Below are 16,298 nucleotides of genomic sequence, written 5' to 3' on the forward strand. Positions count from 1 at the left end.
CCGCGCCGGTCACGCAAACTGAATCGAGATCAGCTCCGCCAGGTCTCGCACGTCCTGACCGCTCATCCAGCCGCCCGAGCGCACCTGACGCTCCTGCTGCTCGGCCGCCTCGCGCACGAGATCGAGCCCGCCCTGTCCCGCGCAGCCCTTCAGCGCGTGCAGCACGTTCAGCATCGATGCGGCATCCCTCGCGTGCCATGCGGCGTCGATCTGCCGGTGCAGATCGACGAGCGCCTGATGCAGCTTCTCGCGCATCGCCGCATCGTTCAGGTCGAACAGCGGCGAGCACGACTTCGCGTTCGGCGTGAGCTCGACGCCGCGTGCGAGCTGCGTCGACGCGACCTGGTTGATCATGTCGGCGAGCTGCTCGAGCGAAACCGGCTTCGTCAGATAGCCGTTCATCCCCGCCGCCTTCGCGCGCTCGTGTTCGGCGGGCGATGCGTTCGCCGTCAGCGCGACGATCGGCGTGTCCGGATCGAGCACGCCTTCGGCGACGTGCCGCCAGCGCTTCGCGGTCGCCATCCCGTCGAGCTCGGGCATGCGCACGTCCATCAGCACGAGGTCGAACACGTGCGAGCGCCCGAGCTTCAGCGCGAGCTGGCCCGACGCGGCCGCGCGCGTCCGATGTCCGAGCTCGCGCAGCATCTTGCCGACGATGTCGCGATTCACCGCGACGTCGTCGACGACGAGGATCTTCAGCGACCACGGGCAGATCGCCTTCGGCACGACCTCTTCCTGCACGGCCTCGCCGCGCAGCGCGAGCACGACCTTGTCCCAGAGCTTGCCTGGCAGATAGCCCGATTCGGGTATCGGGAACAGCGCGTTGTCGCCCGTTTCGACTTGCAGGCCCCACACGCGCATCTGCATGTGCAGCGCGGCCGGCGCGACGAGCGTGCCGGCGAGCGGCGCGGGCGCCATCTCGTCCGCCTGAAGCGGCAGCAGCACCGTGAAGCGCGTGCCCTTGCCGAGCTTGCTGTCGAGCAGGATCTCGCCGTTCATCAGGTTCGCGAGCCGCGACGCGATCGGCAAGCCGAGCCCGTTGCCGCTGTCGTGCGCGCGCACTTGCACGAACGGCTTGAAGATATCCATTTGATAGTCGTCCGGAATGCCCTTGCCGGTATCCTCGACGACGAATGCGAGCATGTCGGCGCGGCGCTCGACGGTCAGGTGGATGTGCCCGTGCTCGGTGAACTTCACCGCGTTGCCGAGCAGATTGATCAGGATCTGCCGCACGCGCAGCCCGTCGAGCCATACGCGCCGCGGCACGTCCGCCGCGACGAAAGTCCGCAGATCGAGGCTCTTCTCCTGCGCGCGGATGTGGATCGTCAGCATCGCCTGGTCGAGCAGCGCGAGCAGATCGGTCTGCTCGCTTGCGAGTTCGAGCTGACCGGCTTCGATTCGCGAAAAATCGAGCACGTTGTTGACGATGCCAAGCAGATAGCACGAAGACTGCTGCGCGACGCGCACGAGATCGCGCTGCTCCGCCTGCAACGCGCTGCGGTTCAAGAGCGCGAGTGCGCCGACGATCCCGTTGAGCGGCGTGCGCAGCTCGTGGCTGATGCTCGCGATGTGCTCGCTCTTGCGGTGGCTCGCCGATTCGGCGATCCGCTTCGCCTCGGCGAGCTCGCGCGTGCGTTCGCGCACCTTGCTTTCGAGTGTCTTGTAATACGCGTTGACCGTGCTGAGCAGCGAGTTGTACGCGCTCGCGATCCGGCCCAGCTCGTCGCGACGCCCGGTCGGCAGCCGGCGGCCGAGATCGCCTTCGCGCTGCGCGTCGATGATGTCGACGAAGTGCTGTAGCGGCCGGCCGAGCTGCCGCTGCAGCGTGACGTAGACGAACGCGATCAGCAGGAGCTGCACGACGAAGGTCCAGCGCGTCGTCAACGGCAGCAGCGACATCGCCTTGTCGGTGACCGCGCTGACCGGGTAGATCGCCGCGACCTGCCAGTTCGGGCCGGACAGCGGCGTGCAGATCACGTAGTAGTCGCCGCGGCGGATCCAGTGCGTTCGGTCGCATTTGGGCGGGAGCACGAACGCGGGCGGCGGCTTCGCGGACACGTCGGCGCCCATCCAGAACACCTCGCCCGTCTGCGATTGCAGCGCGAAGCGCGGCGGCGCCTCGAGCCCCATGTCCTTCGCGATCGCCGGAAAGTCGCCGACCCTCAAATTCTGGCCGGCGATGATGCCCGTGTTCGGATCGACGACGGCGGCCGCCGCGCGGATGATCCCGTTCGAATCCTTGATCGCCGCGCCCCAATGGACGACGGGCAGCTTCGGCAGCGTGCGCAGCGTCGACAGCGCGGCGATCTTGCGCTGCATGTCGTCCCTCGACATCCTTTCCGGCTCGAACAGCACGATGCCTTCCGTCGGCAGCAGCAGGAACGTGTCCATCCGGTTGCGCGGATCCGCGTGTCCGTAGATTTCGACGATTTCGCGCGCGCGCTCGACGAGCTCGCGATTGCCCTTCGCGTCCTTGAACGGCACGAAGATCGCGTGCTGCCCCGATGCCTGCGCCTTCGGGCGCAGGATGATCCGCTCGTCGAGCACGGTCCACCACGACATCAGCATCCGCGCCTGGCGCTCCGCGTATTCGTAGCGGCGGCTTTCCTCCTGCGCGATCGATTCGAGCTGCCACGTCAGCTCGCCGCGCAGCTCTCTTTGCGCCTCGATGTATCGAAAATAAAAGCCGATCGATTCGGACAGCAGCCAGAAGGCTGTCATCGCGCAACTCAGGATCACCATGATCCGCGCAGTCAGCGACTTCTCCCACAATGCGCTCATTATTGATGTGTACCCCGCAACATCGGCGCGGCAATTATCGCATTTTGCCTTTTCGCCCGCCGGCCAATTCAGGTCTTTACCGTATGCCCCGCGCCGGTTCGATTCGGGAAGATGTGCCGACCTTGTCTCACGACGCATCACGACGCATCACGACGCATCTTCGGCGTACGAAGGAACCGCATGGATTTGCAAACGGAACGCCGACTCGAACAGTTGCTACGCCTCCTCGATCTGCCTTGTTCCCGCATCGGCGAGCGAATGGAATTCGCTCATGCGGGCACGCGTCTATTCGTCGAAGTCGCCGACGGGCGGCTCACGTTGTCGCTTGCGAGCGCAGTCGACGCCGCTCGCCGCCGCGACGCGCTGATGCGCGTCATCGCGCGCTGCGACCCGCTGCGCATGCAGGGCCTCGTGTTGCGCGCGTTCGCGGCGGGCAGCCAGCTCGTCGTGAGCTGCGCGTTCCCGCGCGACACGAGCGTCGACGACTGGCTCGCGGGCCACCGGACCATGCGGCGCCTCCTCGACGCGCACGCCGGAGACGCCGCATGAAACGGCTCGCGCCGTGGCTCGCGCGCGCCGCGGACCGTCAGGACATCGTGCTCGCGGTGCTGCTGCTCGTCGCGGTGTTCATGATGATCGTGCCGCTGCCGACGAGCCTCGTCGACCTGATGATCGCATTCAACCTGATGGTGTCGATCATCCTGCTGATGATGTCGCTGTACATCCGCGATCCGCTCGAATTCTCGGTGTTCCCTTCGCTGCTGCTGATCACGACGCTGTACCGGCTCGCGCTGACGATCAGCACGACGCGGCTCATCCTGCTGCAGGCGGACGCGGGCGAGATCGTCTATACGTTCGGCAGCTTCGCGGCCGGCGGCAATCTCGGCGTCGGCCTGATCGTGTTCGTGATCATCACGATCGTCCAGTTCATCGTCATCACGAAGGGCTCCGAACGCGTCGCCGAAGTGAGCGCGCGTTTCTCGCTCGACGCCATGCCCGGCAAGCAGATGAGCATCGACGGCGACATGCGCGCCGGCACCATCGACGCGAACGAAGCGCGCCGGCTGCGCGGCCTCGTGCAGAAGGAGAGCCAGCTTTACGGCGCGATGGACGGCGCGATGAAGTTCGTCAAGGGCGATGCGATCGCCGGCATCATCATCATCCTCGTCAACATCCTCGGCGGCGCCGCGGTCGGCGTGTTCATGCACGGGATGAGCGCGAGCGAGGCGATGTCGACGTACGCAATCCTGTCGATCGGCGACGGCCTCATCAGCCAGATTCCCGCGCTGCTGATCTCGATCACCGCGGGCATCATCGTCACGCGCGTGCCGGGCGACACGCGCCAGCCGCTCGCCGCCGATCTCACCGAGCAGATCGGCAGGCAGCCGCAGGCGCTCTGGCTCGCCGCGTCGGTGCTGCTCGTGTTCGCGCTGCTGCCCGGTTTTCCGGTCGTCTACTTCGTCGCGCTCGCCGCGTTCGTGTTCGGCTGTGCATGGCATCTGCGCCGACGCGCGAAGCGCGGCGCGGCCGCGACGGGCATCGGCGCCGCCGCGCACGGCGGGGCCGCGTCGGCGGGCGCGCTCGCGGGCCACGCGGGCGGCCAGGCGGGCTTCGCGATGACGCCGGGCGCAATCCCGCTGATGATCCGCCACGGCGAATCGGCCGTGCGCGCGTCGAAGCTCGCCGAAGCGCTCGACGCGCTGCGCGCGCACAAGTTCGAGCAGCTCGGCCTGCCGCTGCCCGACATCCATCTGCAGGCGGACGCGGGGCTCGCCGCCGACGCCGTGCAGATCCTGCTCTATCAGGAGCCCGTCCTCACGCTCGCGATGCCGGCGAACGAATGGCTCGCCGACGCGCGCGGCGCGAGCGTCGCGCAGCGCGTGCGCGTCGAGCCGCTGCCGTTCGCGCAGTTGCAGCTTCAATGGATCGACCCCGCCCATGCGGACGCGCTCGCCGCGCTCGGCGTAACCGTCCATCGCGACGAGGCGCGCGTCGCGCACTGCGTGTCGCTCGTCATCGACCGGCACGCCGCGCAGTTCATCGGCGTGCAGGAGACCCGCTTCCTGATGGACGCGATGGAATCGCGCTATGCGGAGCTCGTGAAGGAAGTGCAGCGGCAGATGCCGATCGGCCGGATCGCGGACGTGCTGCAGCGGCTCGTCGACGAACGCGTGTCGGTGCGCGATCTGCGCGGCATCTTCGAGGCGCTCGTCGAATGGGCGCCGCGCGAGAAGGACCCGGTGATGCTCGCCGAATACGTGCGCGTCGCGCTGCGGCGGCACATCGCGACGCGCCATCGCGCCGGACAGCCGTGGATCAACTGCTGGATGATCGGCGACCGGATCGAGTCGATGGTCCGCGAATCGATCCGGCAGACGGCCGCCGGCTCGTATTCGTCGCTCGCGCCCGAGCACACGCACGCGATCGTCGCGCGCCTGAAGGCGGCGCTCGCCGACGCCGACCTGCGTCGCACCGTGCTCGTCACCGCGATCGACGTGCGCCGCTTCGTTCGCAAGATGGTCGAGCGCGAGTTCGGCGAGCTGCCCGTGCTGTCGTTTCAGGAAATCGGCGACGAGGCGGAGCTGCGCGTGATCGGCACCGCCGACCTGATCGGGGAGCTCGCCGATGCGGCCGCTTGATCGCGCGCGCGTCGCCGCGCTCGTCGACGCACGGCTCGCGCCGCGCGGCGTCGCGCCCGATGCCGGCATCCGCTTCGGCCGGGTCGTCGAAATCGGTCCGACGCTCGTGCGCGCGACGCTGCCGGGCGTCGGCTTCGGCGATCTGTGCCGGCTCGAGCCGAGCGGCATCGACGCCGAAGTCGTCGCGGTCGACGGCGACGCGGCGCTGCTGTCGCCGTTCGCCGAGCCGCGCGGCATCGCGGCGGGCAGCGCGGTGCGCGCGCTCGGGCGGCCGCACCGGATCGCGGTCGGCGATTTTCTGCTCGGGCGCGTCGTCGACGGCGTCGGCCGGCCGCTCGACGATGGTCCCGCGATTCCCGCCGATGCGACGCGCGTCGACCTCGATCGCGCGGCGCCCGATCCGCTCACGCGCGCCGTCATCGACACGCCGCTGCCGCTCGGCGTGCGCGCGATCGACGGCGTGCTCACGTGCGGGCGCGGCCAGCGGATCGGCATCTTCGCGGCGGCGGGCGGCGGCAAGAGCACGCTGCTCGGGATGATCTGCGACGGCAGCCTCGCCGACGTCACCGTGCTCGCGTTGATCGGCGAGCGCGGCCGCGAGGTGCGCGAGTTTCTCGAACACACGCTGACGCCGGAAGCGCGCGCACGGGCGGTCGTCGTCGTGTCGACGTCCGATCGCCCCGCGCTCGAGCGACTGAAGGCGGCGTACACGGCGACCGCGATCGCCGAGCACTTTCGCGACCAAGGCGGCGACGTGCTGCTGATGATGGATTCGCTGACGCGCTTCGCGCGCGCGGCGCGCGAGATCGGCCTCGCGGCCGGCGAAAAGCCCGCGGCCGGCAGCTATCCGCCGAGCTGCTTCGCTCGGCTGCCGCGCCTGCTCGAGCGCGCGGGGCCGGCGGCAACGGGCAGCATCACGGGGCTCTACACGGTGCTCGTCGACGGCGACGACATGAACGAGCCCGTCGCCGACGAAGTCCGGTCGATCCTCGACGGCCACATCGTGCTGTCGCGCAAGCTCGCGCAGGCGAACCACTATCCGGCGATCGACGTCGGCGCGAGCGTGAGCCGCGTGATGACCCAGATCGCCGATGCGCGTCACCTGGCGCTCGCCGCGCGGCTTCGGCGGCTCGACGCCGTCTATCGCGACATCGAGCTGCTCGTGCGGGTCGGCGAATATCAGCCGGGACGCGATCCGGAAGCCGACGACGCGCTCGCGCGCCGCGACGCGATCCGCCGCTTCCTGTGCCAGCCGGTGACGGAGAAAAACACTTTTGAACAGACGATCGATCAGTTATGGACAACGGTGGACGGTCAACGCTGACCACGCTCGTGACGATCAAGAAGCGTCGCGAGCGCAGCATACGCAGCATGCTCGCGATGCTCGAGCAACAGGAAGCGGCGCTCCTCTCGAGCAAGGCGAGCCTGCTCGAAGCGCGCCGCGCACTCTGGGTCGACTGGCGCGAGCGCGCGGACACCGATGCGGTGCACGACTACGCGTCGCTGCAGGCGCTCAAGCGCGAGCTCGCCGGCTTTCATCAGCGCGACCAGACGCTCGCCGACCGCATCGAGGCGGTCGACGCGCAGTGGCAGGCGCTGCGGCTCGAACGCGACGGCCAGCTCGAGCAGTTGCGCAGGGCGCTCGTCGATCAGGAAAAACTGAACGCGTTGCTGGAATGAAACGATGTCCGCAGTGAAAACGATGACGACCGGCGCGCGACTCCGTGAATCATGCGGATCGCACGATTCGCTCGCGCCCGCCGGCGGCGACGCGGAACAGGCGGCCGATGCGTTTTCCGCCTGGCTCGACGCGCAGCCGGGCGATACGCCGCCGCACCGCGCGCGCGCCGGCGACGCATCGGAAAACGACGCGGCCGACGGCCCACGCGCGCGAGCCCGGCGCGCGCAGCCGGCCGATGCGGGCGCGCCGCCCGGCAAAGCGCCCGCCGCCTCGCGGCCGTCGCCGTCCAACATGCTGACGCTGCGCATCGCCAACGGCCCGCTCGCCGGGCTCACGCTGCGCGCGCGCTTCGCGGGCGGCGCGCTCGTCGTCGCGCTCGATTCGGCCATGGCCGACGCCGGCCGCCGCGCGCACGCACTACGAATGCGCGGCCCGCTCGAAGCGGCGCTCGCCGCGCAATTCGCGCAACCCGTCACGGTGGAGTGGTCCGATGCGACCGATACCGATTGATCGCGCGACGGGCGCGCTACTGCGCGCAGTCGGCGCCGGCCGGCGGCTCGCGCTGGACGCCGGCGCGCTCACGCTGCGCTTTCGCCGCGCGGGCGGCAGCGGGCTGATCGTGTCGGCCCGCACGAGCGACGGCCCCGTGCGTCTGTGGGTCGACGCCGCGCACTGGTGCCGCTGGATCGAGCCCGTGCTGAGCGTGCCGGATTGGGACGCGGTGCCCGTCGAACTGCGCGGCGCACTCGCCGCGTGGACCTGCGCGTGCATCGAGCCGGATCTCGCGTCGTTCGGCGTCGTGTGGCTGCATGCCGATGCGATCGAATGCGGGGCGTGCCCGGTCGAGCCCGCATGGTCGCTCGGCATCGAGCGCGAGCATGCGTCGCTCGACATGCGCATCGTCGACGCGCCGCTTGCGTGGCTCGAACGGCTCGCCGACCGGCTCGAACCATTGCTGGCGGACCCGCCGCATGATTCGCCGTCCGGTTCGCCGCCCGACTGTCGCGCCGCGATGCCCGCCGTCAGGCTCGCGCTCGCGGCCGGCTGGAGCAGCGTCGGCACGGCGACGCTCGCGCGCGTGCAGCCCGGCGACGCGCTGCTGCTGCAACACGCGTACGCGGCCGCCGACGGCGAGCTCGCGCTGTTCGCCGATCGCCCGCTCGCGACCGTTCTCGGCTGCCGGACCGGCCCTTACACGATTGGAACGACGATGGATACGTTCGATGACTGGCTCGACGTCGATGTCGACGTCGCCCCTTCTGTCGCGCTCGGCACGCCCGATGCGCCCGATGCGCCCGGTACACCCGGTACACCCGGTACGCCCGGCACACCCGGTACGCCCGGCACGCCCGGCACGCAGCCGCTGCGGCTCGACGCGCACGCGCGCGTCGTCGCGCAGGTCGCGACGATCGACGTGCCGCTCGCCCGGCTCGCGAGCCTGCGAGCGGGCGACGTGCTCGACGGCCCCGCGCAGCCCGACGGCCTCGTCACGCTGCAAGTCGCCGGCAAGCCGTTCGCGCGCGGCACGCTGCTCGACGTCGGCGGCCGCCTCGCGGTGCGCATCGAGTATCTGCTGCAGGCGTGACTTCAGGTGTCGGCCGGATGGGTCGGTCCGCCCCGCGTACCGATAATGCGCGGCGTATCGGCCTTTCCGGATTCGTGGATGAACCTTTTCGACCAGCCCCTCCAGTTGATCGCCGTGCTGTTCGCCCTGTCGATCCTGCCGCTTCTCGTGGTGCTGGGCACGTCGTTCCTCAAGCTGTCCGTGGTGTTCGCGCTGCTGCGCAACGCACTCGGCACGCAGCAGATTCCGCCGAACATCGCATTGCACGGGCTCGCGCTCGTGCTGACGATGTTCGTCATGGCGCCCGTCGGGCTCGCGATTCAGGACAACCTCGCCGAGCATCCGGTCAGGATCGACGCCAAGGACTTCGCGCAGCAAGTCGAAATGACGATCCTCGCGCCGTATCGCGCGTTTCTCGAGCGCAACACCGCGCCGGACCAGGTCCGCTTTTTCGCGGACGTCGGCCGCCGGACCTGGCCCGAGCCATACCGCAACCGGATTCCCGACGACTCGCTGATCGTGCTGCTGCCCGCGTTCACCGTCAGTCAGTTGATCGAAGCATTCAAGATCGGCCTGCTGCTGTTCCTGCCGTTCATCGCGATCGATCTGATCGTGTCGAACGTGCTGCTCGCGATGGGCATGATGATGGTGTCTCCGATGACGATCGCGCTGCCGCTCAAGCTGCTCGTCTTCGTGCTGATCCACGGCTGGGAGAAGCTGATCGGCCAGCTTCTCCTGTCGTTCTCATGACGCCGCGTGCGCGGCCGCGATGAGCGAAGCCGTCATCACCCAGCTCGCCGCGCAGATGATGTGGCTCGTGCTGCTGCTGTCACTGCCCGTCGTTGTCGTCGCATCGGTCGTCGGCATTCTGGTGAGCCTCGTGCAGGCGCTCACGCAGGTCCAGGACCAGACGATCCAGTTCCTCATCAAGCTGCTCGCGGTCGCCGTCACGCTCGCCGCGACCTATCACTGGATGGGCGACGTGCTCGTCAACTACACGTTGCGGAGCTTCGATCAGATCGGCCGGATGAGATCGTAGAGACATCGGCATGCAAACACTCATCCATTGGCTGCCGATCGTCGCGATTGCGATGCTGCGCCCGTTCGGCGCGCTGATGATCGTGCCGGTGTTCACGCCGGGCACGCTCGGCGGCTCGCTCGTGCGCAACGCGCTCGTGCTGATGATCGCGCTGCCGGTGCTGCCGGTTCACGACGCATGGCCCGCGTTCTCGCCCGCGGCCGGCGGCGCGCCGCCTTATCTGCGGCTCGCGCTCGGCGAGCTGTGCGTCGGCGCGCTGATCGGCTTTTGCGCGGCGATCCCGTTCTGGGCGCTCGACATGGCAGGATTCCTGATCGACACGACGCGCGGCGCGTCGATGGCGAGCGTGCTCAATCCGCTGCTCGGCGCGCAGTCGTCGCCGTTCGGGATGGTGTTCTCGCAAGTGTTCACGCTGCTCTTTCTCGTGTCGGGCGGCTTCAACACGCTGATCGAGACGATCTACGCATCGTACGTGACGCTGCCGCCCGGCGCGCCGCTGCGCTTCGGCCCCGACGCGCTCGCGTTCTTCGCGCAGCAGTGGCAGCTGATGGTCGAACTGTGCCTGCGCTTCGCGATGCCGGCGCTCGCGGCGATCCTGCTCGTCGACATGGCGCTCGGCCTCGTCAACCGCTCCGCGCAGCAACTGAACGTGTTCTTCCTGTCGATGCCGATCAAGAGCGCGTTCGCACTGCTGCTGCTCGTCATGTGCGCGAGCTTCGCGTTCCGGCTGCCGCTTGCCGAAATCTCGCGATTGCCCGAGCGCATCGCTCAGCTCGCCGGCATGCTGAGATGAGCGAGAAGACCGAGAAGCCGACCGCGAAAAAACTCGCGGACGCACGCAAGAAAGGCCAGGTCGCGAAGAGCGTCGAGATCACGAGCGGCGTCCAGCTCGCGGTGCTGCTCGGCTATTTCTTGTTCGAGGGCGCGCATCTGTTGCAGGCGTTCGAAGCGCTCGTCGACGTGTCGATTGCCGTCGTCAACGACGATTTCGCCGCGGCGACCGCGCGCTGGATGCGCGCGCTCGCCGCCGTGCTGATCCGCTTCACGCTCGGCATGGCGGCGCTCGTGATCGCGATGACGGTCGTCGCCGCGATCGCGCAGATCGGCCCGCTGCTTGCCGTCGAAGCGCTCAAGCCGTCGCTCGACAAGATCAATCCGCTCGCGAACCTGAAGCAGATGTTCTCGCTGAAAAGCCTGTTCGAGTTCGCGAAGTCACTGTTCAAGGTCGGCGTGCTGTCCGCGATCTTCTTCTATCTGATCCGCCAGTACGCGCCTTCGCTGCAGTTCCTGCCGCTTTGCAGCGTCGAATGCGGGCTCGCGGTCAGCACGCAATTGCTGTACTGGATGTGGGCCGCGCTCATCGGCTTCTACGTCGTGTTCGGCATCGCCGACTTCGCGTTCCAGCGTTACAACACGACGAAGCAGTTGATGATGTCGCTGGAAGACATCAAGCAGGAGTTCAAGAATTCGGAAGGCAACCCGGAGATCAAGCACAAGCGCCGCGAAATCCATCGCGAAGTGCAAAGCGGCAGCCTTGCCGCGAACGTCGCGAAATCGACGGTCGTCGTGCGCAATCCGACGCACGTCGCGGTGTGCCTTTATTACCAGCGCGACGAGACGCCGTTGCCCGAGGTGCTCGAGATCGGCCGCGGCAGGATGGCGCTGCACATCGTCGCGCTCGCCGAGCGCGAGCGCGTGCCCGTCGTCGAGAACGTGCCGCTCGCGCGTGCGCTCGCGAACCGGCTCGACGTCGGGCAGCGCATCCCGCCCGATCTGTTCGAGCCCGTTGCGCACATCCTGCGCGTCGCGATGCAGTTGCGCTACGACGAAGACGGCGTGCGCGATGAGGACCACGATGAACACGCACAAGATGACGGTGCGCGTCCTCCACGCGATGACGCCGGCCGTTGAGATGCGTTCGCTTCTGCGGGCCGCATCGTGGGCGGCGTGCGCGGCGCGGGCGGCGGCGTTCGCGATCGCCGGCCTGACGGCCGCGCAGGGCGCGAACGCGCAGGAGCCGCCCGCGCCGCTCGTCTGGACGCCTTATGTCGACGAGTCGGCTGCGGCTGGAAGTGATCGAGCGGGTATCGGATCGACGGCGCTCGCGGCATTCGCGCCGTCGTCCGTGACGGCGACGACGCCGTCTGCCGAGCGGGACGATCCGGGTGCGGGCGCACACACGTCCGTGCGCGCGGCTGCGTCCGACGACGAGACGGCGGATACGGAGGCGGCTGCAACGGCGGGGACTTCGACTCCGCGGTCGGCTTCGAATCCGAATCCGCCATCGCCATCGACTTCGACTTCGACTTCGACTTCGACTTCGACTTCGACTTCGACTTCGACTTCGACTTCGACTTCGACTTCGACTTCGGCTTCGGCTCCGATTCCGACTCCGACTCCGGCATCGGCATCGACTTCTTCCAACCCACTGTCGCCCGCGAACGTCGTTCCTGCCGCGACACCCGCCGCCACATCCGCCACACCGCGATCGACGCGCTACGACACGCTCGTCGCCTCGGTCGCCCGCGAATTCGGTCTCGACGCAAAGCTGTTGCACGCGATGATCCGCGTCGAGTCCGGCTACGACGCGAACGCGGTGTCGCCGAAGGGCGCGACCGGCTTGATGCAGGTGATTCCGGCGACCAGCGCGCGCTTCGGCTTTCGCGACCTGCGCGATCCGCACGCGAATCTGCGCGCCGGCGCGACCTATCTGAAATGGCTGCTCGGCGAATTCGACGACGACCTGACGCTCGCGCTCGCCGCGTACAACGCCGGCGAAGGCGCCGTACGCAAGTACCGCGACCGGATTCCGCCCTATCGGGAAACGCAGGCATACGTGCGCCAGGTGCTCGCGTGCTACCGGGGCGCATGCTCGCCGCCGGACGATACGCGATTCGACGGCGAGCCGCGCGCAGCCGCGCAAACGGCGTTTCGCGCGCCGACGGCATCCCGGGCGTCGCCCCGCCTCACCGCAGGCGAGCTGCTCGCGAAACTCGGCGGAATGCTGTTGTCGACGCCCGAGCCTCGCCTCCGGTGACGCGATTCGCGCGCCCCGCCTCCGCATTCACGGCGCGGTTCGCTCGTGCGCCGGCTCGATATGTCATCGAACGGCGCGTCGAATGCACTCGAAGGATGCTGCGCCGTGCTTCGGCCGGCATCGTAGCGACTGCAAGGGAATGCGCCGGCGGCGATCGTCGTATCGCAGCGCGAAGCCGCCGGACATCGCACGAGCGGACAGCGAGCATCGCGGCCGGAACGCGCGTCGATACGACCGCCGAAGGCAGCCCGACAGCCGCTCGACAGCCGCCAATCATGCGATCGGGTTTCCCGAGCGGCGGTGACGCAAGAACAGCGTCTGCCGCCCTTGCTCCGCGCCCTCGGACGCCCGCCGTGCGGACTGACACAAATTGTGCGGCGCAGCGCCCACCGTGAGCAAAAAGTATCGGCAACCGGTTTCTTTTGACGTAGTGAACAGGCGTCGCGAATCACTACAGTTCCTCCTGCCGTCGGCCCTGCCTGCACGACGGACGACAAATACGATCAAGGAGACACGGGTGAACAAGTTGCGATTTCTGGCCGCGGGCGCGCTGATCGCCGCCTGCCTGCCGGCCGCCGCGGCGGCGCAGGTCTGCAAGGCGCCGACGCTCAGGGTGCTCGCGCAGAAGAGCCTCGGTCTGACGGTGATGGAGAAGTCGCTGTCCGATTACGAGAAAAAGAGCGGCACGAAAATCGAGATCAGCTACTTCGGCGAGAACGACCGCCGCGCGAAATCGCGGCTCGACGCGTCGACGGGCGCGGGCTCGTATCAGATCTACTACGTCGACGAGGCGAACGTCGCCGAATTCGCGTCGGCCGGCTGGATCGCCCCGCTCCTCAAGTACTACCCGAAGGAATACGACTACGACGACTTTCTGCCCGGCCGCCGCGCGGTCGCGAGCTACAAGGGCGTCGCGTACTTCGCGCCGCTCATCGGCGGCGGCGATTTCCTGTTCTACCGCCGCGACCTCCTCGACGCCGCGCACATTCCGGTGCCGAAGACGGTCGACGAGCTGGTCGCTGCGATCAGGAAGCTGAACGCGCCGCCGAAGCTGTACGGCTGGGTCGCGCGCGGCCAGCGCGGCTCGGGAATGAACGTGTGGCGCTGGGCGCCGTTCATGCTCGCGCAAGGCGGCGCGTGGACCGACAAGCACGGGCAGCCCGCGTTCAATTCGTCCGCCGCCGTGCAGGCGACGCAGCGCTACCGCGATCTCTTCAAGTACGCGCCGCCCGGCGCCGCGACCTACGACTGGAGCAACGCACTCGAAGCGTTCCGCTCGGGCAAGGTCGCGTTCATGATCGAATCGACGCCGTTCGCCGACTGGATGGAAGATCCGGGCAAGTCGAGCGTCGCCGGCAAGGTCGGCTACGTGAGGCCGCCCGCGCCGCTGCCGTCGGCTGCGTACGGGCACGGGCTCGCGATCTCGTCGGTCGGCGCGAAGGACGACTGCACGCGGCAGGCGGCGGGCCGCTTCATCGCGTGGGCGACGAGCAAGGACCAGGAACAGGCGCGGCTGCGCAACGGCGTGTTCAGCGACTACAACCGCACGAGCACGATCGGCAGCGACTACTTCAGGCAGCACGTGAAGCCGCAGATCCTGTCCGGCCTGAATGACACGAACCCGGTGACGAAGGCGACGATCTGGGCGACGCCGCAATGGCCCGACATCGGCGACAACCTCGGCATCGCGCTCGAGGAAATCTTTACGGGCACGCAGACCGACGTGCAGGGCGCGCTCGACGACGCCGTCCAGTACGCGAAGGACGCGATGGAGCACGGGTCGCGCAAGTGACGGCCGCGCGGCGGCGCTGCAACGCCGCCGCCGCGCCTCGCCGCCCGCCCCGCATCGCCCTCTTCGCCGGAGTCCTTCATGTTCAATCGTGGCAAGACGAGCCTGCCCTGGCTCTTCCTCGGCCCGCCGCTCGCACTGATGGCGGTGCTCGGCCTCGTGCCGACGATCGCGGCCGTCAACCTCGCGCTGAAAAACCGCGTGCTGCGCTACACCGACAGCGATTACGTCGGACTGCGCAACTTCGCGCGGCTCATGTCCGACCGGCGCTTCCTGAACGCGATCGAAGTGTCGGCGCTGTGGGAGGTCGTCACGGTCGCGGGCGCGGTCGCCGTCGGCATCGTGCTCGCGGTCTTTCTGTTCGAGCGCGTGCACGGCCGCGCGCGCAACCTCGCGGTGCTGATCCTGATCATGCCGGTGCTGCTGCCGCGCGTGTCGGCCGCGTTCATCTGGAAGTTCATGTACGCGCCGCTCACGGGCATCTCGAGCTGGCTGCTCGGCGCGCTCGGCGTATCGAGCGCCGCGTTCCTCGCCGATCCGCATCTCGCGCTCTTCGCGGTCGCGCTCGTCGACGTCTGGCAATGGGGCCTCTTCTTCTCCGTCGTGGTCCTGAAGCTCCTGGAGACGCTTCCGCCCGAGCCGCTCGAAGCGGCGCGGCTCGACTACGCGTCGACGTGGCAGGTCTACGCGTACATCGCGCTGCCGATGCTGAAGGCGCCGATCATGAGCCTCGTGTTCATCAAGATGGTCGAATCGCTGCGCTCGTTCGACCTCATCTACGTGATGACGAAAGGCGGCCCCGGCATCGCGACCGAGACGCTCGACATGTACGCGTACGCGCAAGGCATCGGGCTGTCGGGCAAGGTCTCGTACGCATCGAGCATGGCGGTGCTGATGATGGTCGCCACGACGCTCGTGTTCACGTTCATCTGGAAACGGGTCAACAAATGGGACGACTGATTGCGCGCGGCGGCACTGTCGCGATCGGCGGCGCGATCGCGCTCGTCGCCGTGTTTCCGCTGTTCTGGGCGTTTCTCAATTCGCTGAAGCATCTGCTCGACATCGTCACGCCGACGCCGCGCTTTATCTTCACGCCGACGCTCGACAACTACCGGCAGGTGCTGTCGAGCCCCGAAGTGCTGATCGGCCTCGGCAACAGCCTCGCGATCGTCGGCGCGGCCGTCGCGCTCGGCGCGCTCTTCGGCGTGCCGGCCGCGTATGCGATCGCGCGCTATCCGGTGCGCGGCAAGCGCGACATCCAGTTCTTCCTGCTGTCGCTGCGCTTCCTGCCGCCCGTCGCGGTCGCGATCCCGCTGATCGCGATCTGGGTCGACCTCGGGCTCTACGACACGAAGCTGTCGATGATCGTCACGTACCTGCTCGTCACGCTGTCGACGATCACGTGGCTGTCGATCCCGGTGTTCCGCCGGCTGCCGCGCGAGATCGAGGAAGCGGCCGAGCTCGACGGCTACGGGCCGTACGCGGTGTTCTGGCGCGTCGCGCTGCCTGTCTGCGCGAGCACGCTCCTGGGCGGCGTCGTGTTCAGCTTCGTACTCGTCTGGAACGAGCTGATGATCGCGCTCGCGCTCACGTCGTCGAGGAGCGAGACGCTGCCCGTCGTCGCGTCCGCGTTCACGTCGCTCGGCCAGGAAGTGCCGTGGGGCGTGATCAACGCATCCACCGTGCTGCTCGCGCTGCCGCCCCTCGTCTTCGTCGGCATGCTGAGCCGGCTGCTGAACTCGATGCTCAAAGGCAAATAAGGAGAATC

15 protein-coding genes are annotated in these 16,298 nt (G+C 68.2%); 14 read left to right on the forward strand and 1 reads right to left on the reverse strand.

What is annotated here, in order from left to right; all coding sequences use genetic code 11:
- Positions 1-9: 9 nt before the first annotated feature.
- Complete coding sequence (locus tag WS70_RS25740) at positions 10-2,781, reverse strand: two component system sensor kinase (protein ID WP_059472984.1); 2,772 nt, start codon at positions 2,779-2,781, stop codon at positions 10-12.
- A gap of 258 nt (positions 2,782-3,039) precedes the next feature.
- Here WS70_RS25740 and WS70_RS25745 point away from each other — a divergent pair, with 258 nt between their 5' ends.
- From WS70_RS25745 to WS70_RS25810, 14 genes are all read left to right on the forward strand, one after another.
- Positions 3,040-3,330 (forward strand): secretion protein, encoded by a 291-nt coding sequence (locus WS70_RS25745; protein ID WP_010121059.1) that lies wholly within the window; start codon positions 3,040-3,042, stop codon positions 3,328-3,330.
- Positions 3,327-5,420: an EscV/YscV/HrcV family type III secretion system export apparatus protein gene (locus WS70_RS25750; protein ID WP_059598387.1), complete on the forward strand. Its 2,094-nt coding sequence runs from the start codon at positions 3,327-3,329 to the stop codon at positions 5,418-5,420. Before WS70_RS25745 ends, WS70_RS25750 begins: the two co-directional genes overlap by 4 nt.
- Entirely contained in the window at positions 5,407-6,744 is a 1,338-nt protein-coding gene (locus WS70_RS25755) for an EscN/YscN/HrcN family type III secretion system ATPase (RefSeq protein WP_059598388.1), read from the forward strand. Before WS70_RS25750 ends, WS70_RS25755 begins: the two co-directional genes overlap by 14 nt.
- The gene (locus WS70_RS25760) at positions 6,717-7,100 is read left to right on the forward strand and encodes a hypothetical protein (RefSeq protein ID WP_059472981.1); all 384 of its coding nucleotides are present in this window, start codon (positions 6,717-6,719) and stop codon (positions 7,098-7,100) included. The genes WS70_RS25755 and WS70_RS25760 overlap by 28 nt, the downstream gene beginning before the upstream one ends.
- 4 nt (positions 7,101-7,104) lie before the next feature.
- A complete protein-coding gene (locus tag WS70_RS25765) occupies positions 7,105-7,611 on the forward strand; it encodes a hypothetical protein (RefSeq protein WP_059598389.1) in 507 nt (168 codons plus the stop codon).
- The gene (gene sctQ / locus WS70_RS25770; RefSeq protein ID WP_059598390.1) at positions 7,592-8,686 is read left to right on the forward strand and encodes a type III secretion system cytoplasmic ring protein SctQ; all 1,095 of its coding nucleotides are present in this window, start codon (positions 7,592-7,594) and stop codon (positions 8,684-8,686) included. Before WS70_RS25765 ends, sctQ begins: the two co-directional genes overlap by 20 nt.
- 78 nt (positions 8,687-8,764) lie before the next feature.
- Complete coding sequence (gene sctR, locus WS70_RS25775; RefSeq protein WP_059598391.1) at positions 8,765-9,415, forward strand: type III secretion system export apparatus subunit SctR; 651 nt, start codon at positions 8,765-8,767, stop codon at positions 9,413-9,415.
- Positions 9,416-9,434: 19 nt separating this feature from the next.
- Positions 9,435-9,704, forward strand: a complete 270-nt coding sequence (locus WS70_RS25780; protein WP_059472977.1) for an EscS/YscS/HrcS family type III secretion system export apparatus protein — start codon at positions 9,435-9,437, stop codon at positions 9,702-9,704.
- Between the two features lie 10 nt (positions 9,705-9,714).
- Complete coding sequence (sctT, locus tag WS70_RS25785) at positions 9,715-10,497, forward strand: type III secretion system export apparatus subunit SctT (RefSeq protein WP_059598392.1); 783 nt, start codon at positions 9,715-9,717, stop codon at positions 10,495-10,497.
- The gene (locus tag WS70_RS25790; RefSeq protein WP_059472975.1) at positions 10,494-11,615 is read left to right on the forward strand and encodes an EscU/YscU/HrcU family type III secretion system export apparatus switch protein; all 1,122 of its coding nucleotides are present in this window, start codon (positions 10,494-10,496) and stop codon (positions 11,613-11,615) included. The genes sctT and WS70_RS25790 overlap by 4 nt, the downstream gene beginning before the upstream one ends.
- A 1-nt stretch (position 11,616) precedes the next feature.
- Entirely contained in the window at positions 11,617-12,741 is a 1,125-nt protein-coding gene (locus WS70_RS33470) for a lytic transglycosylase domain-containing protein (RefSeq protein ID WP_226382973.1), read from the forward strand.
- A 517-nt stretch (positions 12,742-13,258) separates the two neighbouring features.
- A complete protein-coding gene (locus WS70_RS25800; protein ID WP_082716399.1) occupies positions 13,259-14,533 on the forward strand; it encodes an ABC transporter substrate-binding protein in 1,275 nt (424 codons plus the stop codon).
- A gap of 78 nt (positions 14,534-14,611) precedes the next feature.
- Positions 14,612-15,490, forward strand: a complete 879-nt coding sequence (locus WS70_RS25805) for a carbohydrate ABC transporter permease (protein WP_059472973.1) — start codon at positions 14,612-14,614, stop codon at positions 15,488-15,490.
- Entirely contained in the window at positions 15,478-16,290 is an 813-nt protein-coding gene (locus WS70_RS25810) for a carbohydrate ABC transporter permease (protein WP_059598393.1), read from the forward strand. The genes WS70_RS25805 and WS70_RS25810 overlap by 13 nt, the downstream gene beginning before the upstream one ends.
- Positions 16,291-16,298 lie beyond the last annotated feature (8 nt).

The organism is Burkholderia mayonis (assembly GCF_001523745.2).
In the GTDB taxonomy this organism is placed as follows: domain Bacteria; phylum Pseudomonadota; class Gammaproteobacteria; order Burkholderiales; family Burkholderiaceae; genus Burkholderia; species Burkholderia mayonis.